The organism is Lactococcus petauri, from assembly GCF_023499275.1.
Lineage (GTDB): Bacteria > Bacillota > Bacilli > Lactobacillales > Streptococcaceae > Lactococcus > Lactococcus petauri.
Window position 1 is genome coordinate 138,728 of sequence record NZ_CP094882.1, and the last position, 23,592, is coordinate 162,319.

The 23,592-nt window shown below is 37.4% G+C and carries 25 protein-coding genes; 22 read left to right on the forward strand and 3 right to left on the reverse strand.

The annotated features are described in order from the left end of the window. Window positions 1-35 precede the first annotated feature (35 nt). The 3 genes from lgb_RS00695 (at window position 36) to lgb_RS00705 (ending at window position 4,703) form a co-directional block, all read left to right on the forward strand. Window positions 36-1,463, forward strand: a complete 1,428-nt coding sequence (locus lgb_RS00695) for a flippase (RefSeq protein WP_019293016.1) — start codon at window positions 36-38, stop codon at window positions 1,461-1,463. 74 nt (window positions 1,464-1,537) lie between these two features. Then, window positions 1,538-2,911, forward strand: a complete 1,374-nt coding sequence (locus lgb_RS00700) for a DUF2142 domain-containing protein (protein ID WP_019293015.1) — start codon at window positions 1,538-1,540, stop codon at window positions 2,909-2,911. A 4-nt stretch (window positions 2,912-2,915) separates the two neighbouring features. After that, window positions 2,916-4,703 (forward strand): hypothetical protein, encoded by a 1,788-nt coding sequence (locus lgb_RS00705; RefSeq protein ID WP_019293014.1) that lies wholly within the window; start codon window positions 2,916-2,918, stop codon window positions 4,701-4,703. A 420-nt stretch (window positions 4,704-5,123) separates the two neighbouring features. Here lgb_RS00705 and lgb_RS00710 read toward each other — a convergent pair whose 3' ends face one another. Next, the gene (locus lgb_RS00710) at window positions 5,124-6,725 is read right to left on the reverse strand and encodes a GH25 family lysozyme (RefSeq protein ID WP_019293013.1); all 1,602 of its coding nucleotides are present in this window, start codon (window positions 6,723-6,725) and stop codon (window positions 5,124-5,126) included. Window positions 6,726-6,893: 168 nt separating this feature from the next. Here lgb_RS00710 and guaB point away from each other — a divergent pair, with 168 nt between their 5' ends. The 9 genes from guaB to lgb_RS00755 all read left to right on the forward strand — a co-directional run bounded on the left by guaB (window position 6,894) and on the right by lgb_RS00755 (window position 13,243). Then, entirely contained in the window at window positions 6,894-8,375 is a 1,482-nt protein-coding gene (guaB, locus tag lgb_RS00715) for an IMP dehydrogenase (RefSeq protein WP_003133714.1), read from the forward strand. Between the two features lie 125 nt (window positions 8,376-8,500). Continuing rightward, on the forward strand, window positions 8,501-8,677 hold the full coding sequence (gene rpsU / locus lgb_RS00720) for a 30S ribosomal protein S21 (RefSeq protein WP_003134539.1): 177 nt from the start codon (window positions 8,501-8,503) through the stop codon (window positions 8,675-8,677). Between the two features lie 185 nt (window positions 8,678-8,862). Continuing rightward, the gene (comGA, locus tag lgb_RS00725) at window positions 8,863-9,807 is read left to right on the forward strand and encodes a competence type IV pilus ATPase ComGA (protein WP_019293012.1); all 945 of its coding nucleotides are present in this window, start codon (window positions 8,863-8,865) and stop codon (window positions 9,805-9,807) included. Beyond that, complete coding sequence (gene comGB / locus lgb_RS00730; protein WP_256777882.1) at window positions 9,746-10,765, forward strand: competence type IV pilus assembly protein ComGB; 1,020 nt, start codon at window positions 9,746-9,748, stop codon at window positions 10,763-10,765. The genes comGA and comGB overlap by 62 nt, the downstream gene beginning before the upstream one ends. 18 nt (window positions 10,766-10,783) lie before the next feature. Then, complete coding sequence (comGC, locus tag lgb_RS00735; protein ID WP_029345656.1) at window positions 10,784-11,089, forward strand: competence type IV pilus major pilin ComGC; 306 nt, start codon at window positions 10,784-10,786, stop codon at window positions 11,087-11,089. Continuing rightward, window positions 11,064-11,480: a competence type IV pilus minor pilin ComGD gene (gene comGD, locus lgb_RS00740; protein ID WP_019293010.1), complete on the forward strand. Its 417-nt coding sequence runs from the start codon at window positions 11,064-11,066 to the stop codon at window positions 11,478-11,480. Before comGC ends, comGD begins: the two co-directional genes overlap by 26 nt. Before the next feature lie 31 nt (window positions 11,481-11,511). Continuing rightward, window positions 11,512-11,745: a competence type IV pilus minor pilin ComGE gene (gene comGE / locus lgb_RS00745; protein ID WP_019293009.1), complete on the forward strand. Its 234-nt coding sequence runs from the start codon at window positions 11,512-11,514 to the stop codon at window positions 11,743-11,745. After that, on the forward strand, window positions 11,732-12,166 hold the full coding sequence (gene comGF / locus lgb_RS00750; protein WP_029345654.1) for a competence type IV pilus minor pilin ComGF: 435 nt from the start codon (window positions 11,732-11,734) through the stop codon (window positions 12,164-12,166). Before comGE ends, comGF begins: the two co-directional genes overlap by 14 nt. Window positions 12,167-12,397: 231 nt before the next feature. Further along, entirely contained in the window at window positions 12,398-13,243 is an 846-nt protein-coding gene (locus lgb_RS00755) for a metal ABC transporter solute-binding protein, Zn/Mn family (RefSeq protein ID WP_019336001.1), read from the forward strand. 70 nt (window positions 13,244-13,313) lie between these two features. On the opposite strand, the gene lgb_RS00760 is transcribed toward lgb_RS00755, so the two are convergent. Continuing rightward, window positions 13,314-14,198 (reverse strand): RluA family pseudouridine synthase, encoded by an 885-nt coding sequence (locus tag lgb_RS00760; protein WP_019293007.1) that lies wholly within the window; start codon window positions 14,196-14,198, stop codon window positions 13,314-13,316. A 75-nt stretch (window positions 14,199-14,273) separates the two neighbouring features. Between lgb_RS00760 and lgb_RS00765 the strand changes: the two genes are divergently transcribed. From lgb_RS00765 to lgb_RS00790, 6 genes are all read left to right on the forward strand, one after another. After that, on the forward strand, window positions 14,274-16,562 hold the full coding sequence (locus tag lgb_RS00765; protein WP_019293006.1) for a PBP1A family penicillin-binding protein: 2,289 nt from the start codon (window positions 14,274-14,276) through the stop codon (window positions 16,560-16,562). Window positions 16,563-16,730: 168 nt separating this feature from the next. Continuing rightward, window positions 16,731-18,566 (forward strand): acyltransferase family protein, encoded by a 1,836-nt coding sequence (locus tag lgb_RS00770; RefSeq protein ID WP_019293005.1) that lies wholly within the window; start codon window positions 16,731-16,733, stop codon window positions 18,564-18,566. A gap of 41 nt (window positions 18,567-18,607) precedes the next feature. Further along, entirely contained in the window at window positions 18,608-18,757 is a 150-nt protein-coding gene (rpmG, locus tag lgb_RS00775; RefSeq protein WP_003134525.1) for a 50S ribosomal protein L33, read from the forward strand. A 5-nt stretch (window positions 18,758-18,762) separates the two neighbouring features. Then, complete coding sequence (gene secE / locus lgb_RS00780; protein ID WP_003133731.1) at window positions 18,763-18,960, forward strand: preprotein translocase subunit SecE; 198 nt, start codon at window positions 18,763-18,765, stop codon at window positions 18,958-18,960. A gap of 108 nt (window positions 18,961-19,068) precedes the next feature. Next, window positions 19,069-19,629, forward strand: a complete 561-nt coding sequence (nusG, locus tag lgb_RS00785) for a transcription termination/antitermination protein NusG (RefSeq protein ID WP_003133733.1) — start codon at window positions 19,069-19,071, stop codon at window positions 19,627-19,629. A 46-nt stretch (window positions 19,630-19,675) separates the two neighbouring features. Then, window positions 19,676-20,953: an MATE family efflux transporter gene (locus lgb_RS00790; protein ID WP_019293004.1), complete on the forward strand. Its 1,278-nt coding sequence runs from the start codon at window positions 19,676-19,678 to the stop codon at window positions 20,951-20,953. A 37-nt stretch (window positions 20,954-20,990) separates the two neighbouring features. Here the strand turns inward: lgb_RS00790 and mscL are convergent, their stop codons facing one another. Further along, window positions 20,991-21,371 carry a large-conductance mechanosensitive channel protein MscL gene (gene mscL / locus lgb_RS00795; protein ID WP_019291438.1) on the reverse strand — a complete coding sequence of 127 codons (381 nt, stop codon included), beginning with the start codon at window positions 21,369-21,371 and terminating at the stop codon, window positions 20,991-20,993. A 325-nt stretch (window positions 21,372-21,696) separates the two neighbouring features. Here mscL and rpsJ point away from each other — a divergent pair, with 325 nt between their 5' ends. The 4 genes from rpsJ to lgb_RS00815 are packed head-to-tail and all read left to right on the forward strand — an operon-like array spanning window position 21,697 to window position 23,588. Next, entirely contained in the window at window positions 21,697-22,005 is a 309-nt protein-coding gene (rpsJ, locus tag lgb_RS00800; protein ID WP_003129973.1) for a 30S ribosomal protein S10, read from the forward strand. Window positions 22,006-22,019: 14 nt separating this feature from the next. After that, window positions 22,020-22,643 (forward strand): 50S ribosomal protein L3, encoded by a 624-nt coding sequence (rplC, locus tag lgb_RS00805; protein ID WP_003133737.1) that lies wholly within the window; start codon window positions 22,020-22,022, stop codon window positions 22,641-22,643. A gap of 22 nt (window positions 22,644-22,665) precedes the next feature. Continuing rightward, on the forward strand, window positions 22,666-23,292 hold the full coding sequence (rplD, locus tag lgb_RS00810) for a 50S ribosomal protein L4 (RefSeq protein WP_003133739.1): 627 nt from the start codon (window positions 22,666-22,668) through the stop codon (window positions 23,290-23,292). After that, window positions 23,292-23,588, forward strand: coding sequence for a 50S ribosomal protein L23 (locus tag lgb_RS00815; RefSeq protein WP_003134519.1), 297 nt, complete (start codon window positions 23,292-23,294; stop codon window positions 23,586-23,588). The genes rplD and lgb_RS00815 overlap by 1 nt, the downstream gene beginning before the upstream one ends. Window positions 23,589-23,592 lie beyond the last annotated feature (4 nt).

Consider the following 23,592-nt stretch of genomic DNA (forward strand, 5'->3'; position numbering starts at 1 on the left):
AGTGTTTCTTAGAAACATTTTCAACTAATAAAAAGATGAAATTTGTTAAGAATATGCTGTATAGTACAGTCTATCAAATGTTAAGCATAATTGTTCCCCTAATTACAACTCCTTATGTTTCTAGGGTTCTTGGAGCTACAGGGATAGGGATAAATGCTTATACTTACTCTATTGTGATGTATTTCGTGTTAGCGGGCGGGTTAGGCATTCAGTTGTATGGGAATCGAGAGATTGCCTATAATCAAAGAAATATTGAAGAAAAAAGCAAGGTCTTTTATGAATTGGTTATTTTAAAGTTTATAGCCATATTCATTGCTTCTATACCTTATTTGATTTTTTCAATGTATCAAGGAGACTTGAAGATTTATTTCATGCTTCAAGGCCTCGCATTATTAGGTTCAGCATTAGATATTTCTTGGTATTTCATGGGTGTAGAGAATTTTCGGATACTAGTTGTAAGAAATACTATTGCTCGATTACTCCTTCTTATCTTAACGTTTGTATTAGTTAAAACAGCAAATGACTTGTGGATATATATTCTCTTAACCATGTTAGCTCCCCTGTTAGGTAATCTTACTGTTTGGCCTTTTTTAAAAAAAGAGTTTGTTCCTGTAAAATTTAGAGATCTGAATATTCTAAGACACTTAAAACCTACTCTACTACTCTTTTTACCACAAATAACGATGACGATTTATCTCTCCTTAAATAAAACAATGCTAGGAATTATGGATGGTGTTGTGAGTGCTGGCTATTATAGCCAGTCGGATATGATTATTCGTACAGCTTTTACTTTAGTTTCTAGCTTTGCTTCGGCTTTCTTGCCACGCTTATCGAGTCTTTTTTCAGAAAAAAAACATTCTGAAATTAAAAATTTAACATTGAAATCGTTTGATTTAAGTGTAGCATTATCTATTTTAATCATGGCAGGGATTATGGGAGTCTCCCAGACATTTGCTATATTTTTCTTTGGGAAAGACTTTGAAGAAGTTGGTCCTCTAATATTTGTACAAAGCTTGATGATTTTATTTGTTGGTATTGCTGTCGTAGCTGGGAACCAGTATTTATTGGCAGCCAACAGAACTAAGGAATATACGATTTCTGTATCTATCGGGCTTGCTGTTAATGTTATTTTTAACTTTATTATGATTCCCTTCTTTGGCGTGATGGGAGCAGTGATAACAACTGTGTTAACTGAATTATCAGTAGCGCTCTATCAACTATGGGCAATCCGAGATGTTTTTACATTGAAAGAAATAATGCATGGTTTCTGGAAATATCTTATTGCAGGATTAGCTACTTTTATAGTTGTATTTGTCTTAGAACAAATAATGAACGTTAGCGTACTAAGCTACACTATTCAAGCAGTACTAGGAACGTTAGTTTATGCTTTAATTGTATGGCTATTACAAGCTCCAATTGTTGCGGAAGTCAAAAATATAATTCGATTAAGAAGACAGCACTAGGAATTTAAAATATTATTGTGAAAGTTAAAAATTATTTTAAATATTTAATAATAGATATAGGATGAAAATTATTGATGGAATATGTGTCTAAAAATTTAAAAAAATTAGCGAAAGATGATTTTCCAGTTCATAAGCTTTATATTGTATTAGTATTATTGTTCGGTATCATTTTTTCTACAGCCATGCCAATTTTTCAAGAGCAAGACGGACAATATCACTTTGCGACAGCGAGCGCAATGGCAGATCTCCCGGTAAATCTTTCAAATTATGGAGAGTATGCAGTTGGATCGGGAACAGATAACCAAAGACAATTTTATCAGAACGGGACTCACTTTCAACAATTCTATTTGCAAAAAGTTCAAATTATTCCACAAGAAGATGTTCCTCGAAAAATAAATGCACTTAGTAGTAAATTTAACTATGATTATATGGGGCACATTATTCCTGCATTAGGAGTTTGGATTGGTTATCACATTTATCCTTCTCTTGGTGTAATGACAGTTGTGGCTCGCTTACTTAATCTTTTTGTATGTGCAATTATGATGTTTTTCATCATTAAATGGGTGAAAAAAGGTAAGCTTCTTTTTGCTTGTGTGATGCTGAGTCCTGTAGCAATTATATCTTTTGCGAGTTTATCTTATGATGCTATTAATTTTGTTTGGGTAGCCTTTCTTATTGCCTATATGATTAATATGTTAGTATCCCCCAAGTTATCCCTAAAGAAAGAAATTCCCATTATAGGGGGGTTAGGAATAATTGGTATTCTATGGTTTAAAACAAATTATCTCGTTCTGTTCGTTATGCTCGCGATAATTCTTTTTAATTATTTAATTAATAGATATTATGGAGATAATCTTGGACAACAGAGGGCTAAAAGAAAAATAATAACAATTATTTCTCTTGTGAGTCTGGTAGCTGCAAGTGGAGCTTTCTATTATTGGTCACATGGAAATGGTGGAGTACGTCATGTTGTGGCAAGACTTTGGGCATCCTTTGGTATTATTAGTACGCCTACACCAAATTTAATCAGTCAAACTCTTTTAGCACAGTCTAATAGAGGACAGAATGGTTTGCCTTATTGGATAGCGGGAGTCTGGTTTGCTTTATTAATATGTATATTATTGGTTGAAGACAAGTATGTGAAATCTAAAATTGTTTCGTTTGGCGCTTTAGGTGTGTTTGGAGTATCTATTTTAGCAGTATACATGGCTTTTATTTCTTATAATAATGCAATATCAGGTCAGATTTATGGTGTGCAAGGAAGATATTTCACTCCAGTACTATTGCTTATGTCTCTTTTCATAAGTAATGAGAAATTTAAGTTAAAGATTAAACCTAAAGGTACGATAATTTTTATTATGATTATTATTGTTATTGTTTCAAATACATTAATTGTTACCAATACTTTGTCGAATATGCATGGTCTATTCGTAGAAATGAGAGGATAGTTGGATGACAATTTATAAATATAAAAAGTATATTAAGATATTCTCAATCTTGGTAACAATAGTATCTTGTTTTTATATTTCTTCTGGAAATGTTCTAGCTATAGATAAAGAGAAAGTTACTTTTAACATCTCAGCAACTCAGGAGGGCGGACCAGCAGCTTCCTCGAATATTGTATATGAAAATGTTCAAACGGCTTATGAAAATATAATGAAGGGGACTATTCCTGATGAGCTAGAAAAGACAGTTCTTTGGAATGCAGCTCTGTCTGATAATCAACAATTTATAGAGTTGGGGAGTGGATTAAAATTAGGGCAAGGGATAACTCATGATTCCGCAGAAGCTAAAAAAATAATACAGATATTATTCCAGTCTAATTTTGAAATTTTTCAATTCCTTAATGGAAACCCTCGTGAATCCATGAGTGATATCAAATCTTTTCTCACTGATGAGAATGGTCAGGGTTCTGCAAAAATTGAAAAGGGGCTGCTTGCAGTTATTAGTAACAGTACGATTATTAATCTAGTAGACTTAACTGAGAATAATCAGAATATATCTGTTGATTTGGATGGAACCAATAGTGGAGTATCTTTTGAATTTGTAGGAGTGTCTGATAATTCCAAGAGTAAAGTAGGAACTTACGTTTTAGAGAATAATCAAAAAATTGCTTATAAGATAACGGTATCAAAAGATTTACTTAAGGATGGGGAGCAAGTACTTAGTATCTTAACTCCATCTAATGTAATTATTGAGAGTTCCTCAGTTCCACTAGAAAAAAAATCTGTATTACCGACAATAATTCCTGAAAATTATTATCAAGGATTAGCTGTGACAAGTGATAATTATGAGTTACTCAAACCCCAAATATTTTCCGTAACATCTGAGAAATTAAAGAGTACATTTTCTAATGAAAATTATTATACTTTACCACAAAGTGATGAAGATATTGTCGTCACAGGTGAGCTTTCGGTATCCCCAATTGTAACGGAAGAAGTGAATTTTTTATTCACTACCGTACCACTAACTGCTCAGTTAAATTTGCATAGTTTTAATATGCAAGATGGTTCAAATGTTAAACAACCTTCAAATTTTCAAGTTACTGCTCAAGTAGGAGAAGGAACTACTGCAGCAAGTGCATTAGCGGCACCATTAAGCTCTGCGGGAATAAACTTTGTTCTGATTGATGGTGAAGAAAATAAACTTGTGAAAGATGCTCAATATGTATTAGGTAAGAAGCAAGATAATAAATATTATATTTCGTCTCACTCTGGCTGGAAAGAAGTTAAACAAAAAGATTTAACACAACTTAACACTGATGATTATACTGTAATGAGTGGTGGAAATATTTATAACTTCGGCGAGAGCGAAGGAATACCAATGGCTGTCAATCCCCAAAACTGGAATAGAGATTTCCAAGCTATTCAATCAAAAAATCAATCTCTTTTAGGAATAAGGGGCTTAGGACAAGGTAATCAATACTTCCTTATGCAAGTTAAGGCGCCAAGTGGATATAATAAAATAGACCAACCTCATTATTTTACTGTTCATAATGATAAAGATAGCACTCAGATAAGTAGAAATTCAGATTCGATAGGTTTTGCTCAGAGTCAAGCTGTTGGCTTAAATGGCCAAATTCCTGGTTATATAGCTGGTACTAATGAATTTAACATTTTATCAGTTACATCTAATACAGATAGTTTAAAAATAAATGTAAAAAAAAGCATCATTTTTCCGATTGTATTAATAATATTTGTGATTGTCTTGATAGGGTTAGTCCTTATTTGGAGATTTTAACAACAATAATGATTTATGTGAAAGATACTACTTTTAATAAGGGTGTCTTTTTATGTTTTTTAGAGAGAATAAATTTAAAACCAATTTACTGGGATTTATCAAAAAAACTGGGCAAGTACCAATCCTTCCACAGAAATAAGCTATACGTGGTAAGCCTACTCACCAGAAAGCGAAGAAAAGATGTGGAAAATTAGTTCCTCTAGTTTATAGTAATTTAGAGTTATAATCTGCTTTTGGTCAGACTATAATTTTATTAATAAATAAAGATCAAGAAGTTAAATTACAATTATTAAAGATGTACTTAGAAAAATACAAGAGGGGATGAAAAAAATATTTCCTAAAGAAATATTGTAAGTTAATTTTTTATATTAATACATTATTTACAACAAAACTCCGCGTGATTCACGCAGAGTTTTGTTCTTATTTTAATGTGTCGTAAAAACGATTAAGGAATGCGGCCATCTCACCACGACTGATACTTGCATCAGGTCGGAAAGTAGTTGGTGTATAACCTGTTGTGATGCCCTTTGTTTTTAACCAGTTGATATCGTTTTTGAACATATTATTGTTGATATCTTTAAATGACGAAGTATATGTTCCGGAGGCAGGAGCTTTACCCATGGCTTTTGCAGTACGATGTAAGAAAGCAGCCATTTGTCCACGTGTCACAGTTCCATTTGGAGTATAGTGTGGTGCAGTACCATTTGAAATGTTTGCGGCAGTTAACCAAAGAATTTGATTTTTGTATTGGTTAACGTCAGTGTAAACATTGAATGGCGGGGTATAAGCTGGCGATCCAGCTAAACGGTGAAGAAATACGGCCATCTCACCACGAGTAACATTTGCATTAGGATTATAAGTAGTTGGTGTGTAACCAGTGGTGATTCCTACCTTATAATTCCAGTTGATATAGTTTTTATAAATAGATTGAGAGATATCCTTAAATGGCGAAGGATTTGGATTTTTCACGGGGAGATTAACAAACTTCACTGAGATTCTTGGTAAATCTCCACTGAAAATATTTGCATAGTCAATGCTTACATCCAATGGGCTACGTCTGCTAAAGTTTGTAAAGTACATTTGACTTGTATACTGCCATGAACCAAACTGAGTGTTTTGAAGATTAGAAGCACTTGGTTTTCCATACAGATACTGAGCAATCCACATGTTTTTTGCCCCCAACTTACTTGGTTCCATCTGTCCAACTCCATCCACTGCCCAAGCTTTTGAAGCATAGTGACGTGTGCTTACAAATCCTTGCTTTTTAAGTTGATCCGCAAAGTTTTGTGAGGCAACCGTCCAGTCCCAGTAAGGCATGGTTCCCACGCTATCTTTTGGAACATATTCGGCATCGTTAATCATGACAGTACTTGTTGAAAGACCGTACTGTTTAGCAACATTTGCAAAGAAATTAGCTTCTGCTCGTGCAGTATTGTTAACAGTCGCTTGAGCCGTTTTTCCTGATTCTGAGAAATGTGAAAAGTGGTAAACAGCAACAGTTAGTCCGGCATTTTTAGCCATTTGAATTTGGGCTTTAGCTGCTGGGTTAATGTAGGTTGTGCTCTCCGTCAGTTTAACAATCACTGTCTTAACACCTTGTGCTTTAAGTTGATTGAAATCACTTTGTGTCATCCAATCTTGCCACGAAGCAATGTCGACAGCATCTTTTCGTGGTAGACTTGTATCATTGGATACTAGGTCAGAGGGGGCATTTCTTAAACTGGCTTGGGCTGTCTCCGCATCGTCGGCAATGGCGCGACGCACTCTGCTGGAAACTTTTGGAGTCTCAGTATCCTCTTGGATTTCCTCCTTTACTGTTTGCCCATCTTCATCGACGGGCGCTAAGTTTCCTTGAGCATCAATAGGAGCGGTCATTGGATTTTCTTCGGTTTGTACTTCAGCGTAATACCCCATTGGGTGATTGTCCACAGGTACTTCAGCAGTATCTGCTTGTGCTGCATGAGCAGCAAGCGCGATGAAACATAAACCGGTAAATACGGCTGCTTTTCTTAAATTGATCATTATTTCCTCATTATTATTTCTTTATTTACACATCTTTTATTTTAACAAAAACCTTAACTCAATTAAAGCCTTTTGCGAAAAAATATTGACAAATATGGTGAAAAATCATTGAAATCCCTAAAAGATAGTGATAGAATAGTAAAAATATATATTTGGAGGATAGATTTAATGTCAAATTGGGAAACAAAGTTTTTGAAGAAGGGTTACACTTTTGATGATGTGTTATTGATTCCAGCGGAATCACATGTACTGCCAAACGAGGTAGACATGAGTACCAAACTAGCGAAGAACTTGACATTGAATATTCCGATGATATCTGCTGCAATGGATACTGTAACAGATAGTAAAATGGCTATTTCAATGGCACGTCAAGGTGGACTTGGTGTTATCCACAAAAATATGAGTATTGCTGAACAGGCTGAAGAAGTGCACAAAGTAAAACGCTCAGAATCTGGTGTTATTACTGATCCATTCTTCTTGACACCTGAGCATAAGATTGAAGAAGCGGAAAACTTGATGGCGACTTACCGTATTTCGGGTGTACCCATTGTTGAAACTTTGGAAAATCGCAAGCTTGTGGGTATCTTGACTAACCGTGACCTTCGTTTTGTTTCAAACTACAATCAAGAAATCAAGAATGTAATGACTTCTGAAAACTTGATTACAGCACCTGTGGGAACTTCATTGCGTGAAGCTGAAGAAGCACTTCAAAAACACAAGATTGAAAAATTGCCATTGGTTGACGAGAGCGGTAAGCTTGCAGGTTTGATTACAATCAAAGACATTGAACGTGTGATTGAATTCCCTAACGCCGCAAAAGATAGTCAAGGTCGTCTTTTAGTAGCTGCGGCTGTTGGTGTAACCTCTGATACTTTTGATCGTGCTGAAGCTCTCTTTGCAGCTGGTGCCGATGCTATTGTCATTGATACTGCACATGGTCATTCGGCAGGTGTATTACGTAAAATCAAAGAAATTCGTGAACATTTCCCAGAACGTACATTGATTGCAGGGAATATTGCCACTGGTGAAGGTGCACGCGCACTCTTTGAAGCTGGTGTTGATGTTGTTAAAGTCGGAATTGGTCCAGGTTCAATCTGTACTACACGTGTTGTCGCAGGTGTAGGCGTGCCACAAATCACAGCTATTTATGATGCGGCAGCAGTTGCACGTGAATACGGTAAAACAATCATCGCCGATGGAGGAATCAAATACTCTGGCGATATCGTTAAAGCTTTGGCAGCAGGAGGAGATGCAGTAATGCTTGGCTCAATGCTTGCCGGTACAGACGAATCACCAGGTGAATTCGAAATCTTCCAAGGGCGTAAATTTAAAACATACCGTGGTATGGGTTCACTTGCAGCAATGAAGAAAGGTTCAAGCGACCGTTACTTCCAAGGCTCTGTCAATGAAGCAAATAAATTGGTTCCTGAAGGTATCGAAGGTCGGGTTGCCTATAAAGGTACAGCGACCGATATCGTTTTCCAAATGGTTGGTGGCTTGAAGTCAGGTATGGGCTACACTGGAGCAGCTGATATCCTTGCTTTACATGAGTCAGCACAATTTATCGAAATGTCAGGTGCTGGTTTGAAAGAATCTCACCCACACGATGTTCAAATTACAAAAGAAGCTCCAAACTACTCCGTACAATAAGCGAAAAGGCAGAGACAATCTGCTTTTTTTATTTTATACATCTAGTTGACAAATATACAGCCTTTTGATAGAATGTTAGGAGTGCTCTTTAAGAGTAAATACGAAAATGAAATGGGGTGAAATCAATGTCAAAAACTATCGTTCGTAAAAATGAATCGCTTGACGACGCTCTCCGCCGTTTCAAACGTTCAGTAACAAAAGCTGGAACTCTTCAAGAGCTCCGCAAACGTGAACACTACGAAAAACCTTCTGTAAAAGCTAAACGTAAATCAGAAGCTGCACGTAAACGTAAAAAATTCTAATTGAAAATTTTGAACCTGCCTTTGGGCAGGTTTTTTTATTACTCTTGTCTCTATTATGCATTGAGAAAGGGTATCAAGTAAGCAACAAAGCTTATTATAAATTATCTGCTCATTTTTTCAAAAAAATTGTGATAACTTGCTAACTTTATCGTGTTAATAAGTAAGCTTAGTTAAGGAGGTCAATCATGATACAGGTTTTGGCAAAAAACCTTTTACAAAAAGCAGTAGATCAGATGGTGCACGATCTTTATTTAGTAGCATTAGAAGGAAAGTATTCTCTCTATTTTCGTACAACAACAGAAAGGAGGTTTGAAGGAGAACTCACCCTTGAGCAAGGGCAAGCACTGATTGCTCATATGAAATTTTTATCTGGTATGAATCTAGGAGAAAGTAGACGAGTACAGTTGGGGGCTTGCACTTATATCTTAGATAAAGGTGAGCAGCGCTTACGTTTATCTACTGTCGGTGATTTTCATGGTCAAGAAAGCTTGGTTATTCGACTCTTGCATCATCAACAAAACCAACTTCATTTTTGGAATTCAGAGATCTTTAATACTATTATTGGGGGAAGAGGCCTTTACCTTTTTTCAGGTCCTGTAGGTTCAGGTAAGACCAGTCTTATGTACAAATTTGCAAGGGAGCATTTTAAAAATCAACAAGTTATTTGTATAGAAGATCCTGTGGAGTTAGTAGAAACTGAATTTTTGCAACTTCAAGTCAATAAAGTAATAGGGAATGATTATGATTCCTTGATTAAGCTTTCGCTGCGACACAGACCTGATTTACTTATTGTTGGTGAAATTAGGGATAGTCAAACGGCAAAAGCTGTTCTTCGTGCAAGTTTGACTGGGTATACAGTATTCTCTACTGTTCATGCACGCTCAATATCAGGTGTAATTGCACGCTTAAAAGAACTTGGATTAAGTGATTGGGAGCTACAATCCAGTCTTCAGCGGGTGATTTATCAACGATTAATTGCAGGAAAGGGATTGCTTGTTTGTGAAAAGGAAAAGTTTGAAGAATGGAAACCAGACGAATGGAATGACCAGATTGATCAGTTGGTTGCAGATGGATTTATCTCAGCTGTTGCAGCTGCGCGCGAAAAAATTGAGTTTAGCAAAGCAGATTAAGCTCATTCAACTCATGAATAATCTTTTCAAAAGTGGCTTTCACCTCTCTGAAATTATTGATTTCCTTGAACGATCGGGTCTTACGGAAGCATACTTTATTTCCAAAATGCGTGAAGGTTTACTTAATGGGAAAAGTTTCTCTGGTATTTTGGCGAAGCTAAATTTTTATGAGGATGTTGTGACTCAGCTCTCTTTGGCTGAGTCTCATGGGAATGTTGAGTATACTTTAGGATTGATTGAAGAAAAACTGATACGTGTTTTGAACATCCGCAAAAAGCTTGTCCAAGTTGCCACTTATCCGATTGTTCTTCTGGCATTTCTAATCTTTATTATGCTTGGATTGAAAAATTATTTACTGCCCCAACTGGAAGAAAACAAAGGATTAGCAACTTATGCCATACAGAATCTTCCGACCCTCTTTTTAGGGTGGCTCTTCAGTTTGTTCGTTTTCTTTTATCTGTGCAGATACTATTGGAAGAAAAAAACTGCTTTAGAAGCGCTGAGGCTAATGGTCAAAATACCTTTTGTTGGCCGTTTTGTCCAGCTTTATTTGACAGCTTATTTTGCAAGAGAATGGGGAAACTTAATTGCTCAAGCTGTCGATTTACGTCAGATTTGTTTTATTATGCAAGAACAAAAAAGTCGAATTTTCAAAGAATTCGGTTTTGAGCTTCTTCAAATATTAGATAGTGGTCAGAAGTTTGAAGATGCTCTTCGATTTTACCCCATATTTACCAAGGAGCTCTCATTAATTGTGGAATATGGTGAACTAAAGTCCAAGCTAGGGAAAGAGTTAATGATTTTTTCTGAAGAAAACTGGTCGCTCTTTTTTGAAAGGATGGAAAGAGCAATGCAACTTATCCAGCCTATCGTTTTCTTGCTCGTGGCGCTGTTGATTATTTTAATTTATGCGGCAATGCTACTTCCTATATATAGCAATATGGGAAACTTGATTTGAAAGAACATGGAGGAATGAATGAAAAAAAAGAGACTCAAAGCTTTTACTTTGATTGAAATGCTTGTCGTCTTACTTATTATCAGTGTGTTACTTTTATTGTTTGTCCCAAATTTGGCTAAAGAAAAGAAGAATATCCAAAATACGGGTCAAACAGCGGTTGTTAAGGTTGTCGAAGGTCAAGCCGAACTTTATCAACTTGATAAACAGGATAGTCCTAACTTAGGGAAGCTTGTCTCCGACGGTTTAATTACGCAAAAACAAGCCGATAGCTACAATGATTATTATACCAAGAACCCTAATGCAAAACGTAATGTATCGAATTAAAGCTTTGACCTTACTAGAGAGTTTACTAGTCCTTTTCCTTTGCTCTTCTGTTCTTTTTCTCTTTTCAGGTTCGGTCAAACAAAGTGTCAGGATAGCACGCGCAGAGATTTTTATTTTACAATTTGAGCGACTTTATAAGGATACCCAGCGTATGGCAGGATTAAAGGGACAGCAACAGACATTGAGTGCGAGTAATGGCACACTATACAGCCAAGAGGAAGTGCTGAAAGTTCCAGAGGAGGTTGAAATAAATGATTTTTCTATTACTTTTGATCAAAAATCAGGCAACTCGAGCCTACAAAAAATTACAATATTTCTTCCTTATCAGAAAAAAACCATCTCTTATCAATTGGAAATTGGAAGCGGGAAATATAAGAAAAAAATCACTTGAATCATATCTTCTATTAGAGAGCTTAATTGCTATGAGTTTGCTTGTCTTTTTCGTCACGGTTATTTTAGAACAAGTTATTCAGGTTAAGAAACAAACGGAGATGGAAAATAAGGATATCGAAGCCTTAAATGTCGCTCATATGGCAATAGATACGGGGAAAAAGCATTTGAAATTAAATGGTGTGGAGATTTCGATTGAGGAAACTACTTCGCAAATGACTATCCGTGAGTCGGGAAAGGTATTGATTGTTCTTGAAAAAAATTAAAGTTACAGCCTTTACTCTCCTGGAATCACTCCTTGCTTTACTCGTGTTAGTAGGTACTTTTTCCCTTTTTCTAGATATTACTAAAATTTTTCATGAAGAAGTAAAACGAGCAACAATAGATCACACCCAAGATTGGCAACTTTTTTGCAGTCTACTGAGAAGCGAACTTGAGGGAGCAAGCTTAGATAAGGTAGAAAATAACTATCTTTATGTACGCAAACATGTTAATCTAAGATTTGGGCTTTCCTCTAAAGGCGATTTTCGGAAAACTAATGCTAATGGGCGAGGTTATCAACCCATGATCCATCATATAAAAAATGCTAAAATTAGCCAGAAGGGAGGGCAGGTAAAAATTATATTGTCTTTTGAAAAAGGAGGAGACCGCATATTTCTTTACAAGTTCTCAGAAAAAGAAAGTTAAGAGCCAGTATTTTACTCTATACACTAGTCATCTCCCTTCTTTTCAGCTTGCTTTTACAGTATTATTTGCAAGGAGCTATTAATGCTAGAAAACAACGCTTATTGCAACGGAATCAACTCCAACTGCAGTTAAGAGAAAAGATCATACAGCGTGAAAAACATGACAAATGAAAAATAGTTAACTGGTAGTTAACCGGTTGACTTTGTTTTAAATTTGTATTATACTAGCTTTATGAAAAAATATACCCTTCTATTACTTATCCCAGTCTTGCTCTTATTGACAGCTTGTCAAAAAACAGCAAGTGAGAAACCACAAATTGTGACAACATTTGAGCCAATGTATGAGTTTACGAAAGCTGTCGTTGGTGATAAAGTTGACATTATTAATATCGTTCCTGCTAATCAAGAAGCACATGATTTTGAGCCAAGTGCAAAAGACATGACTACTTTGACAAATGCAGATGCTATTATTTATAATTCAAAATACCTTGAAAAATGGGCCCCTTCTGTAAAAAATAAAGGTGTTAAAATAGAAGCAAGTACACCCGTAGAAAAAATTGGTGATGACCCGCATACATGGGTAAGCCCTAAAGCAGCCTTACTTGAAGTCCGCTATATCGCAGATGAATTATCAAAAAAATTCCCTGAATATAAGGAAGATTTCACTAAAAATGCTGATGAGTATATTGGAAAGTTGAAAAAAATAGATCAAGACTTTGATCAATTGAAAAATGCTAAAAATAAAACGTTTATCACACAGCACGAAGCTTTTGGCTACCTGGGCCGTGATTATGGATTGACAACAATTGCCATTACAGGCCTTGATCCTGAAGCAGAACCTTCAAGTGCAACATTGATTAAACTGAAAAATGAGATGCAAAAAGCAAATTTAAATACTGTTTATTTTGAAGATAACTCTAGCAGTAAGCTAGCGGAGACTTTAGCCAAGGAAGCAGGAGCCAAGTTGTTGGTGATTAACCCTGTTGAGGGATTGACCGATGAACAAAAAAAATCAGGTGAAAGTTACCTGACAATTATGGAAGAAAACCTAAAATCACTGAAAGAAACAATTAAATAAGACTTAAGCTTATTTTAAGAAGCGTCCACTATAATAAAGACCTTCCTAAAAAAATCTTTTCATAAAACTCCTAAGGCCTACTTTTCGAAAGTAGGCTTTTTTTGCCTTGTTGAAAAGTCTGGCTAGGTGCTTTAATTTCTATTAATTCCTCTGTGAAAGGATGAAGGAAATATATTTTTTCTGCGTGAAGCATCAAGCGCTGATTTTTTAACGCTAAATTATAGAGGGGATCACCGACGATAGGATGCCTTTCACTGGAAAGGTGAACTCGTATTTGGTGCGTACGGCCGGTATCAAGAGTACATCTTACAAGGGAGTGCCTGTGTTCTTTTTCGAGTACAGTCACATGCGTAATGGCTCTTTTTCCATTTTTACTGGTGACATATTTTTTTCGGTCGTGCCGATCTCTTCCAATATTTTTATTAAGAGTTAAGCTTTTTTCGTTAAAATAACCTTGTACAACTGCCAAATAAGAGCGATGGATTTTATTTTCCTCAAACATTTTACCCAGAATGGGCAGAATCAATTGGTTTTTGGCAAAGAGGACTGCTCCAGAGGTCTCCTTGTCCAAGCGATGAACGACATGTACGGGGTGCTTCAGGCGAGCTGTCACGTGATTTTGTAGGGCGATTTCCTCAGCAGTGTTGCCATGAGTTTTCATGCCTTCGGGTTTATTTACAATCACAAGGTGTTCATCTTCATACAGGATATCGGCAAGATGAGGGTTGCCTACGGCAACATCCAGCTGCCTGAAATCGTCGTCATCAAAAATAAGAGTAACTTCGTCTTGGGGCTTTATAGAATCCTCCCAGTCTGCCAATGTGCCGTTAAGGAAGACATGTTTTTTGATTCGTAAAAGGTGTCTTTGTTTGCGTGGAACGAGCCAAGTGTGCTCCAGTAAATGCGAAACACTTTGCTTTTTAATTTTTTTTGGTAAAATTAAACTAAATTTCATATAGAATATTGTAACACAAAGGCTTTTTTGTTAGAATAGGCAAAATATAGAATACAAAAGGATTTTTAAAAAATCATGTCAGAAAAAGATCAAAATTTTAGTCGTCGTGCTAAAAACAAGAAATCATCTAAAAAAATAGAAAATAATAATGAAGAAGAAAAAGAGCTGAAAGAAGCGGAAATTCCGCTTGAAGACCTTAAAGGCATAAAAAAATATTTAAGAATGATGGCGCCTTATACAGAAAAAATAAGGCAATTTTTACGTCCAGTAAAACGTTTCTGGAAAAAGTATAATTTAACTAAAATTACTATTATTGCTATTTTGGTTATGATTCTTGCTGTTGGTTCTTATTTGTTCTATTTGGCAAAAACGGCCAATGTATCCATCTTGCAAAAATCCATTGATGCGCAAACGCAAATTGTGGACAAAAATGGTGATGAAGCAGGATTACTTTATGGAAGTAAAGGAACAACAGTTAAGTTTGATGCCATAAGTGACAATATTAAAAATGCCGTAGTCGCCACCGAGGACCGTACTTTTTATAAGAACCATGGAGTTAATCTGAGTCGCTTTAGCTTAGCAGTTGTTACTTTGGGGCGTTTTGGTGGTGGATCTACCATCACGCAGCAGTTGGCCAAAAATGCCTACCTTACTCAGAAACAAACGATTGACCGTAAAGCCCGGGAATTTTTCCTCGCTTTAGAAATCAATAAACATTACAGTAAACAAGACATTCTTACAATGTATCTGAATAACGCTTATTTTGGGAATGGTGTTTGGGGGATTGAAGATGCCAGTAAAAAATACTTTGGAGTCTCAGCAAATGCAGTTACCGTAGATGAGGCCGCTACGCTTGCGGGGATGCTGAAAGGTCCAGAAATTTATAATCCACTTTACCAGGACGGAAAATTTGCGACACCGCGACGAGATACGGTACTGCAGAACATGGTCAGTGCAGGATACCTCACGCAGTCAGAAGCAGACAGTTATGCATCGGTCGATCTGGCCTCTCGGGTAAAAGATACTTATGTTTCTCAGTCAGAAGCTTACAAGTATCCAAGCTATTTCAATGCTGTGATTGCGGAAGCTGAACGCAAATATGGCCTTAGCTTGCAGGACATTATGAATGACGGTTATAAGATTTATACAACTTTGGATCAAAACAAGCAGGCAGGGATGCAGGTCACTTATGACAATGCCGCACTTTTCCCACAAGCTGCAGATGGCACGCACGCACAGTCAGGTTCGGTGGCAATCAATCCGAAAACTGGTGGCGTCGAGGCTCTTGTTGGCAATGTCACATCAGAAGACCATAACAGTTTCCTTGACTTTAACTATGCCACACAATCGAAACGTTCGACAGGTTCAGTTATCAAACCGTTAATCGCCTATCTGCCCGCAGTCCAAGCAGGTTGGCCAATCGATAAAGTATTGGAAGATAAACCAACCACTTATCCAGGTAATTGGACACCGCAAAATTACAGTGGAGAGTACCTGGGTACTGTACCAATGTATCAAGCTTTAGCTAACTCCTACAATATTCCTGCTATTAATACTTATCGTGATATCACTCCAGAAAAAGGGAATGCTATTGGGCGTGAATTTGGTTTGAATCTCAATAAAAAAGATGAAAACAACACTTTATCAACCGTTCTTGGTTCTGGTGTCGAAACAAATCCTTGGGAAATGGCTCAAGCTTTTGCAACTTTCGCGAATGAGGGTGTAATGAACAGCGCGCATTTGATTACTAAAATTGAAAATGCAGCTGGGGATACAATCGCAACAGCCAACGTGACACAAAAACGGATCATGACCAAAGAAGTAGCAGAGAAGATGAATTCCATGATGTTGGGTACATTTACCAACGGTTCAGCTTGGAATGCTGCACCGGCAAGCTATGCAATGGCAGGTAAAACAGGGACAAATAATACGACTGACCAATGGGTGGTTGGTTATACACCTGACATTGCGATTGCACTATGGATTGGTTTCCCGAATGAGACAAATGAGCAGCAACAGCTAGAAGGTTCTTCTGAGGGGCAACCTTCAGTCATCTTCCGGAATATAGCCAGCTATTTGCTTCCTTATACAGATGGAACTGCCTTTACAGCTGAAAATGCCTATGCCATGCATAATATTGCACCGATAACTCCAGCTTGGACAGCTCTACGTGATCAACAAGATGCAATTGTTTATCAAGAGCAAAGTGCACAAAACAGTTCAGGAAATATGCCACAAACAGAAGATTCTAGCAGTGATTCTTCTGAAAAAGGCAGCGGATTTGATTTCCAAAAAACAGTAGATGATGCTAAAAATGCTACCAAAGATGTTTGGGATAAAATTACTGGTTTTTTCGGTAGGTAAATTGTTCTAAAACAGCATGAAAAGTGATAAAATAAGGGTAGTGCATAGATGAGAAAAAGAGTCATGGCACGGCTCTTTTTCTTGCAAATATATGAAAAAATTTATTGGAATAAAAATATAAAAAGAGAATAATAAAAGTGAATCTTACTTTTTAGAAGGAGGACAGTTTTGGAAGCAAAAAAACGCTACGTAACAGGTTTTAATGGCTTACGTACCCTTGGGGTTCTTGCTGTCATTTTGTATCATCTTTATCCACAGAAAATCCAAGGGGGATTTTTAGGCGTTGTTCTCTTCTTTGTGTTGTCGGGATACTTAGTCACGGATTCACTACTAAGAGAATATACTAAAACTAAAAAGATAAGACCACTTAAGTTTTGGGGGAAAAGAGCCAAACGTATTTATCCTATGCTCTTGGCTGTTTTCTTGATTGTTTCGCCTTATTTGTTCTTCTTCCAACAAAATCAGATGAAGGGCCTCAGGTCAAACTTTCTCTCAAGTATTTTTATGGTGCAAAACTGGTGGCAAATTCAGCAAGGATCATCCTACTTTGCTGATGCTGCAGGAGAATCACCTTTTAAGCATATATATTATCTGGCGATTGAAGGGCAATTCTTTATTTTCTGGCCGCTCATTATGATTTTTTTAGTGAAGGTCATTCGGAGTAAGAAGCACAGTTTCCTTTTGACAAACTTTTTAGCCATCCTCTCATTGATACTGATGATTGCTCAGTATAAGGTGGGGCAAGATCCAACGCGTGTGTATTATGGCACAGATACCCGTATTTTTAGTCTCCTGATGGGGGCAAGTATGGCTTTCATTTGGCCAATGAATAAAATGCCTGCCAAATTGAATAAAAAAGGACAAGCTTTTGGACGTAACCTTTTATGGGGCGTTCTTGCACTGACTTTAGTCTTATATGTTTTTATGCCGGCGCAAAGTCCAGTGACTTACTATGGCGGCCTTTGGTTTGTCAGTCTCTTGACAATGCTATTAATCCTTTTGGTTGTTCATCCGGGCTTGAAAGCAAATAAAATATTTTCAAATAAACTTTTTGATTATATTGGCTCACGTTCGTATGGGATTTATCTCTGGCAATTGCCAGTCTTTGCTTTAGTTGCTGCTAAAGTCGTTAATCCGACAAGTTGGTACAACGTCATTTGGCAGTTGGTCTTGATTTTTGCCTTATCTGAGTTTTCATATCGCTTTATTGAACGTCCGCTCGTTGCTTATGATTACAGCAACTTATGGCCTTGGGTGATGACAAAAGTTGAGCAAATTAAGCAGGAAAAATGGCGCGCCTTACCCGTCCGCGTAATCCTAGTGTCCGTTTTAGTGCTTGTATCACTCGTTATGATTCTTACTTCTCCAAAATCACCACATGATCAGCAAGTGTTAGAAGCTCGAATTATGGAGCAACAAAAAGCGCTTGAAGCTGCAAACTTAAAAGCTGCTAATGCCCGTGTCAGCACGCCACTGAAGACTATCGCTGAAAAATATGGCGTTGATCCAGTGGTTGCCGAAAGAGCAAGCAAGATGCAAATTTTTGCAGTTGGTGATTCTGTGATGGTTGCAGGGTCAACCACTCTACAGGAAGCCTTCCCAAGAATGACGATAAAAGCTGTTGTTGGTGAGCAAGTAGATGGTGGAGCGACCATTTTAGCAGAGAATAAAGAAGCAGTTGAAAAAGCAGATGCTGTCTTAATTGGTCTTGGAACTAATGGCACACTGACCGTTGGCAACACAAATTACGTGGAAAAAATTATGGAAGAAGTTGGTGATAAACCGGTCTTCTGGATTAATAATCAAATGCCACGTCCGTGGGAAAGCAATAACAATGAACAATTAGAAGCGATGGCTAAGAAGTATCCTAACTTGACAATCATCGATTGGCATGGCTTATCAGCAAATCAAAGTTCATGGTTCTATAGTGATGCTATCCATCCGAAGGACCAAGGGGCAATTAATTATACACGCCTTGTCTTAGAAAATATGACAAAAAAATAGAGAGATTTGTATTTTTCTCTTAGTTCTGCTAAAATAATAGCATGTTAAAAAAAGCAGGATTGGCCTGTACGGTGTGCGGTTCGAGAAACTATTCTCTTCAACTGTCCGGTACAGCAAAAGAAAAACGCATAGAAGTCAAGAAGTTTTGCTCACGCTGTGGCAAACATACTTTGCATAAGGAAACGAGATAAGTCAAATGTTTAAATTTATTGGAAGTGTTGTCAAAGAAATGAAGTTAACAACGTGGCCGACACGTAAGCAGTCTGTCATTGATTTTTTCATGGTTATTGAATATACAGTTTTCTTCCTCATCTTTTTGATGATTTTTGACTGGGTAACACAAAATGGTATCACAAGTGCTGTACAGCATCTGCTTCCATTTGTACGTAATTAGTGATATAATGAAAGAAGAGGCGAAAGCCTTTTTCTTATACAATCCGTTCAGAACATGAACTCATAAATTTGAAACTAAAAAAATAAAAAACAATAAAGAGGTACTCCAATGGACGAAAGTACATTAACAAGTTTTGACCAAGGCTGGTTTGTTATCCAAACTTATTCTGGTTATGAGAAAAAAGTAAAAGAAGATTTGCTTGAACGTGCAGAACTTTATAACATGGCAGATAAAATTCTTCGTGTTGAAATTCCGACAGAAACAGTTCGCTCAGAAGTGAACGGTAAGATGAAAGATGTTGAAGAAAATCTCTTCCCAGGTTATGTTTTGGTAGAAATGAACATGACAGATGAAGCTTGGTTTATCGTTCGTAATACACCGAACGTTACAGGTTTCGTTGGGTCACACGGTAACCGTTCAAAACCAACGCCACTTTTTGAAGAAGAAATTCAAGAAATCCTTATTGGTATGGGTAAAGTTGTACGTGAAATTGATTTTGATATCTTTGTGGGTAAACGTGTACGTATCATTGATGGCGCCTTCTCAGGATTTGAAGCGCCAATCACAGAAGTCCTAGGCGACGATAAGATTAAAGTTATGGTCGATATGTTTGGTCGTGAAACACCAGTAGAGCTTGATTTACACCAAATCGAAGAAGTTGAAGGATAAAAAATAAGAGCGTATCGTTAAGGGTGCGCTCTTATTTATTAGGGATATGAAATCTACAAAAGAAATATTAAAATTTGCGCTCCCAGCCGTAGTTGAGAATTTTCTGCAGATGCTGGTGGGGATTAGTGATACCTTTTTAGTCACCCGAATTGGACTCACAGCTGTAGCAGGTGTGTCACTAGCCAATAATATTATCACCGTTTATCAGGCCGTTTTCATAGCTTTAGGGACAATTTTATCAAGCTTCCTTGCACGTGAAATGTCAAAGAAAATGGTGAACGCAGGGGTAAAGCTCACTGCATTACTGGGAGGGACTATTGGGATTCTTACGGCTCTTTTTGCACAACCTCTCGTGCACTTTTTTGGTGGGCGTGGGGAGGTAGCGACTTTAGGTCAAGAGTACCTCCTTTTGGTTGGTGGGACAATTATTTTGCTGGCCTTAATGACCAGTTTTGGAGCCATTATCAGAGCAAATGGGGACAGCCGTACACCCATGTATGCGAGTCTCTTTGCCAATATTTTAAATATCGCTCTCTCAGCCCTTTTGATATTTGTTTTTCATATGGGAATTATGGGAGCTGCCTTAGGAGCAATCTTTTCGAGGGGCGTAGCGCTTCTGTATCTCTGGAAAAAACTCAAAGATAAGGATTTACAACCTACGAAAAACTTTTTCTCTGAAAAAATCAGTAGAGAACTGATCTTTTTAACAATTCCGGCCGCTGGTGAACGTTTGGCGATGCGTCTAGGAGATTTGGTAATCATGGTGCTGATTATTGCTCTTGGAAATCGGGTTTTTGCAGGAAATGCGATCGGCGAAAGTATTACTCAGTTTAACTATATGCCGGCATTCGGTTTAGCTACCGTAACAGTTATTTTGGTGGCTCAAGAGTTTGGACAACATAACTATGGAGCCATTCAGTCATATATTAAAAGAACCTACTGGCTAGCGACAGGGATGATGTTGAGTATTGGTTTGCTTCTTGTCTTAGTTTCTACATCATTAAGTAATCTTTTTACGACAGACACTGTCGCTATAGCTTCAAGTAACACAGTTATCCTCTTTTCTTTTTTGGCAACTTTTTTTGTCACTGGAACGACCACTTATACGGCGGCTTTTCAAGGAATAGGTAATGCAAAACTTCCTTTATATACAACAATTATCGGGATGCTTATTATACGTGTGGGTCTCGGCTATATTCTAAGTCAAACATTTACCTTGGGCTTAGAAGGCATCTGGTTTGCCGTGCTTGCAGATAATTTTTTCCGCTTTGTCTTTTTAAAATTCAATTTTGATAGGAAAGTTAGAACTTTTCTTACACACTAAAAACCTCTATTATAATAGAGGTTTTTAGTGTGTAATGTTATTTTGAAAGTTCTTTTTCTTTCAAAAGGTCACGGATTTCACGCAGAGTATCTAATTCATCGTTAGAAACAATTTCTTCTTGCTCTTCTTTCTTAGGGAAAAGCTTGTTGATGGCTTTTATGAGAATGAAGATGACAAAGGCTGTAATCAAGAAGTTTAAAACATCATTTAAGAAAGCCCCATAGGCAAAAGTTGCACCAGCAACCTTAACTGACATTTGTGTCAAAGCGCCATCTTGAACAAAAAGACCAATAAGTGGGTTGATAAGGTTATTTACCAAAGAAGTGACAATGGCCGTAAAAGCAGCACCAATGATAACCCCAACTGCCAAATCTAAGACATTACCACGTAAAATAAATTCTTTGAATTCTTTAATCATAAGTTCTCCTATATTAATTAATATGTATTTATTACTATTATATAGTATTTCTAAAGCCATGTGAATTATTCTGTCGCAAAATATTCACGTAAAGTAAGGGCTAGAAGTAAAAGAGAAGACATATGAGTGAGCTAAAAATAAATTAAATAAAAAGGTATTATGCCCTTGACAAGACAAAGTCGCTTTGGTAGAATAGATAGGTGCTGTAAAAATTACAGTATTAGCGACGAAGCGAGAGGTTGCGACACACCCGAAAGTATTGCCATACTTCAGTGTCGGTTTTCCCGCTGAGCTAGCCTATTAACAAATAGACGAAGGAGAAAAAATGGCAACTAAAAAAATCCGTATCCGCCTCAAAGCATACGAACACCGTATCCTTGACGCTGCTGCTGAAAAAATTGTAGAAACTGCAAAACGTACAAACGCAGAAGTAAGTGGTCCAATCCCACTTCCAACTGACCGTAGCGTCTACACAGTTATCCGCGCGACTCACAAATACAAAGACTCTCGCGAACAATTTGAAATGCGTACACACAAACGTTTGATCGACATCATCGAACCAACACAAAAAACTGTTGATTCATTGATGAAACTTGATCTTCCAAGTGGCGTAAACATCGAAATTAAATTATAAGAAAGGTAATTCTCATGTCAAAAGGAATCTTAGGGAAAAAAGTGGGAATGACTCAAATCTTCACAGACAACGGTGAATTAATCCCCGTAACTGTGATCGAAGCAACTCCGAACGTTGTGCTTCAAACTAAAACTGTCGATACAGACGGTTATGAAGCTGTTCAAGTTGGTTTCGATGACAAACGTGAAGTTTTGTCTAACAAACCTGCCAAAGGTCATGTAGCTAAAGCTAACACAGCTCCTAAGCGCTTCATTCGTGAATTCAAAGGAATCGAAGGCTTAGAAGTTGGATCAGAAATTAAAGTTGATACTTTCGAAGCTGGAGATGTCGTTGATGTTACCGGTACTTCTAAAGGTAAAGGTTTCCAAGGACCAATCAAACGTTGGGGTCAATCACGCGGGCCAATGGCTCACGGTTCACGTTACCACCGTCGTCCTGGTTCAATGGGTCCTGTTGCGGCTAACAAAGTTCCTAAAGGTAAACGCCTTGCGGGACGTATGGGTAACAAAAAAGTTACTGTACAAAACCTTGTTATCGCACAAGTACTTCCAGAACAAAACGTTATCCTTGTAAAAGGTAACGTACCTGGATCTAAAAAATCATTGATCGTTATTAAATCAGCGATCAAATCTAAATAATAAGGAAAGGAGATAGATTATAATGGCAAAAGTATCATTATTTAAACAAGACGGCACACAAGCTGGTGAAGTAACACTTAACGATGCAGTATTTGGTATCGAACCAAACGAAACTGTAGTATTTGATGTCGTTCTTTCACAACGTGCTAGCCTCCGTCAAGGTACACACGCTCATAAAAACCGTTCACTCGTATCTGGTGGCGGTAAAAAACCATGGCGTCAAAAAGGAACTGGACGTGCCCGTCAAGGTTCAATCCGCTCACCACAATTCCGTGGTGGTGGTACTGTCTTCGGTCCTAACCCACGTAGCTATGCTTACAAACTTCCACAAAAAGTACGTCAGTTGGCTCTTAAATCAGCTTACTCACAAAAAGTTATCGACAACACACTCTTGGCTGTTGACGAGTTGAACTTCTCAGCACCAAAAACTAGCGAATTCGCTAAAGTTCTTGAAGCTCTTTCAATCGAACGTAAAGTGCTTGTTGTTCTTCCTAACGAAGGTAACGAATTCGCAGAACTCTCTGCTCGTAACCTTAAAAACGTGAAAGTATCAACTGCTAGCTCAGTAAGCGTACTTGATCTTGTAAACACTGACAAAGTTCTTGCTACTCAAGCAGCTCTGTCTCAAATTGAGGAGGTTCTTGCATAATGTCTCTTTATGACGTAATCCGTAAACCAATTATTACAGAAGCTTCTATGCAAGCAATGGATCAAAAGAAATACACTTTTGAAGTAGATGCTCGCGCACACAAACTCCTTATCAAACAAGCTGTTGAAGCAGCATTTGAAGGTGTTCAAGTTGCATCTGTAAACACAATCAGCGTTAAGCCTAAAGCTAAACGTGTTGGTCGTTACACAGGTTTCAAACCTGGCTACAAAAAAGCAATTATCACTTTGACTGAAGGTTCAAAATCTATTGATATCTTCGGCGAAGACGCAGAATAATAGA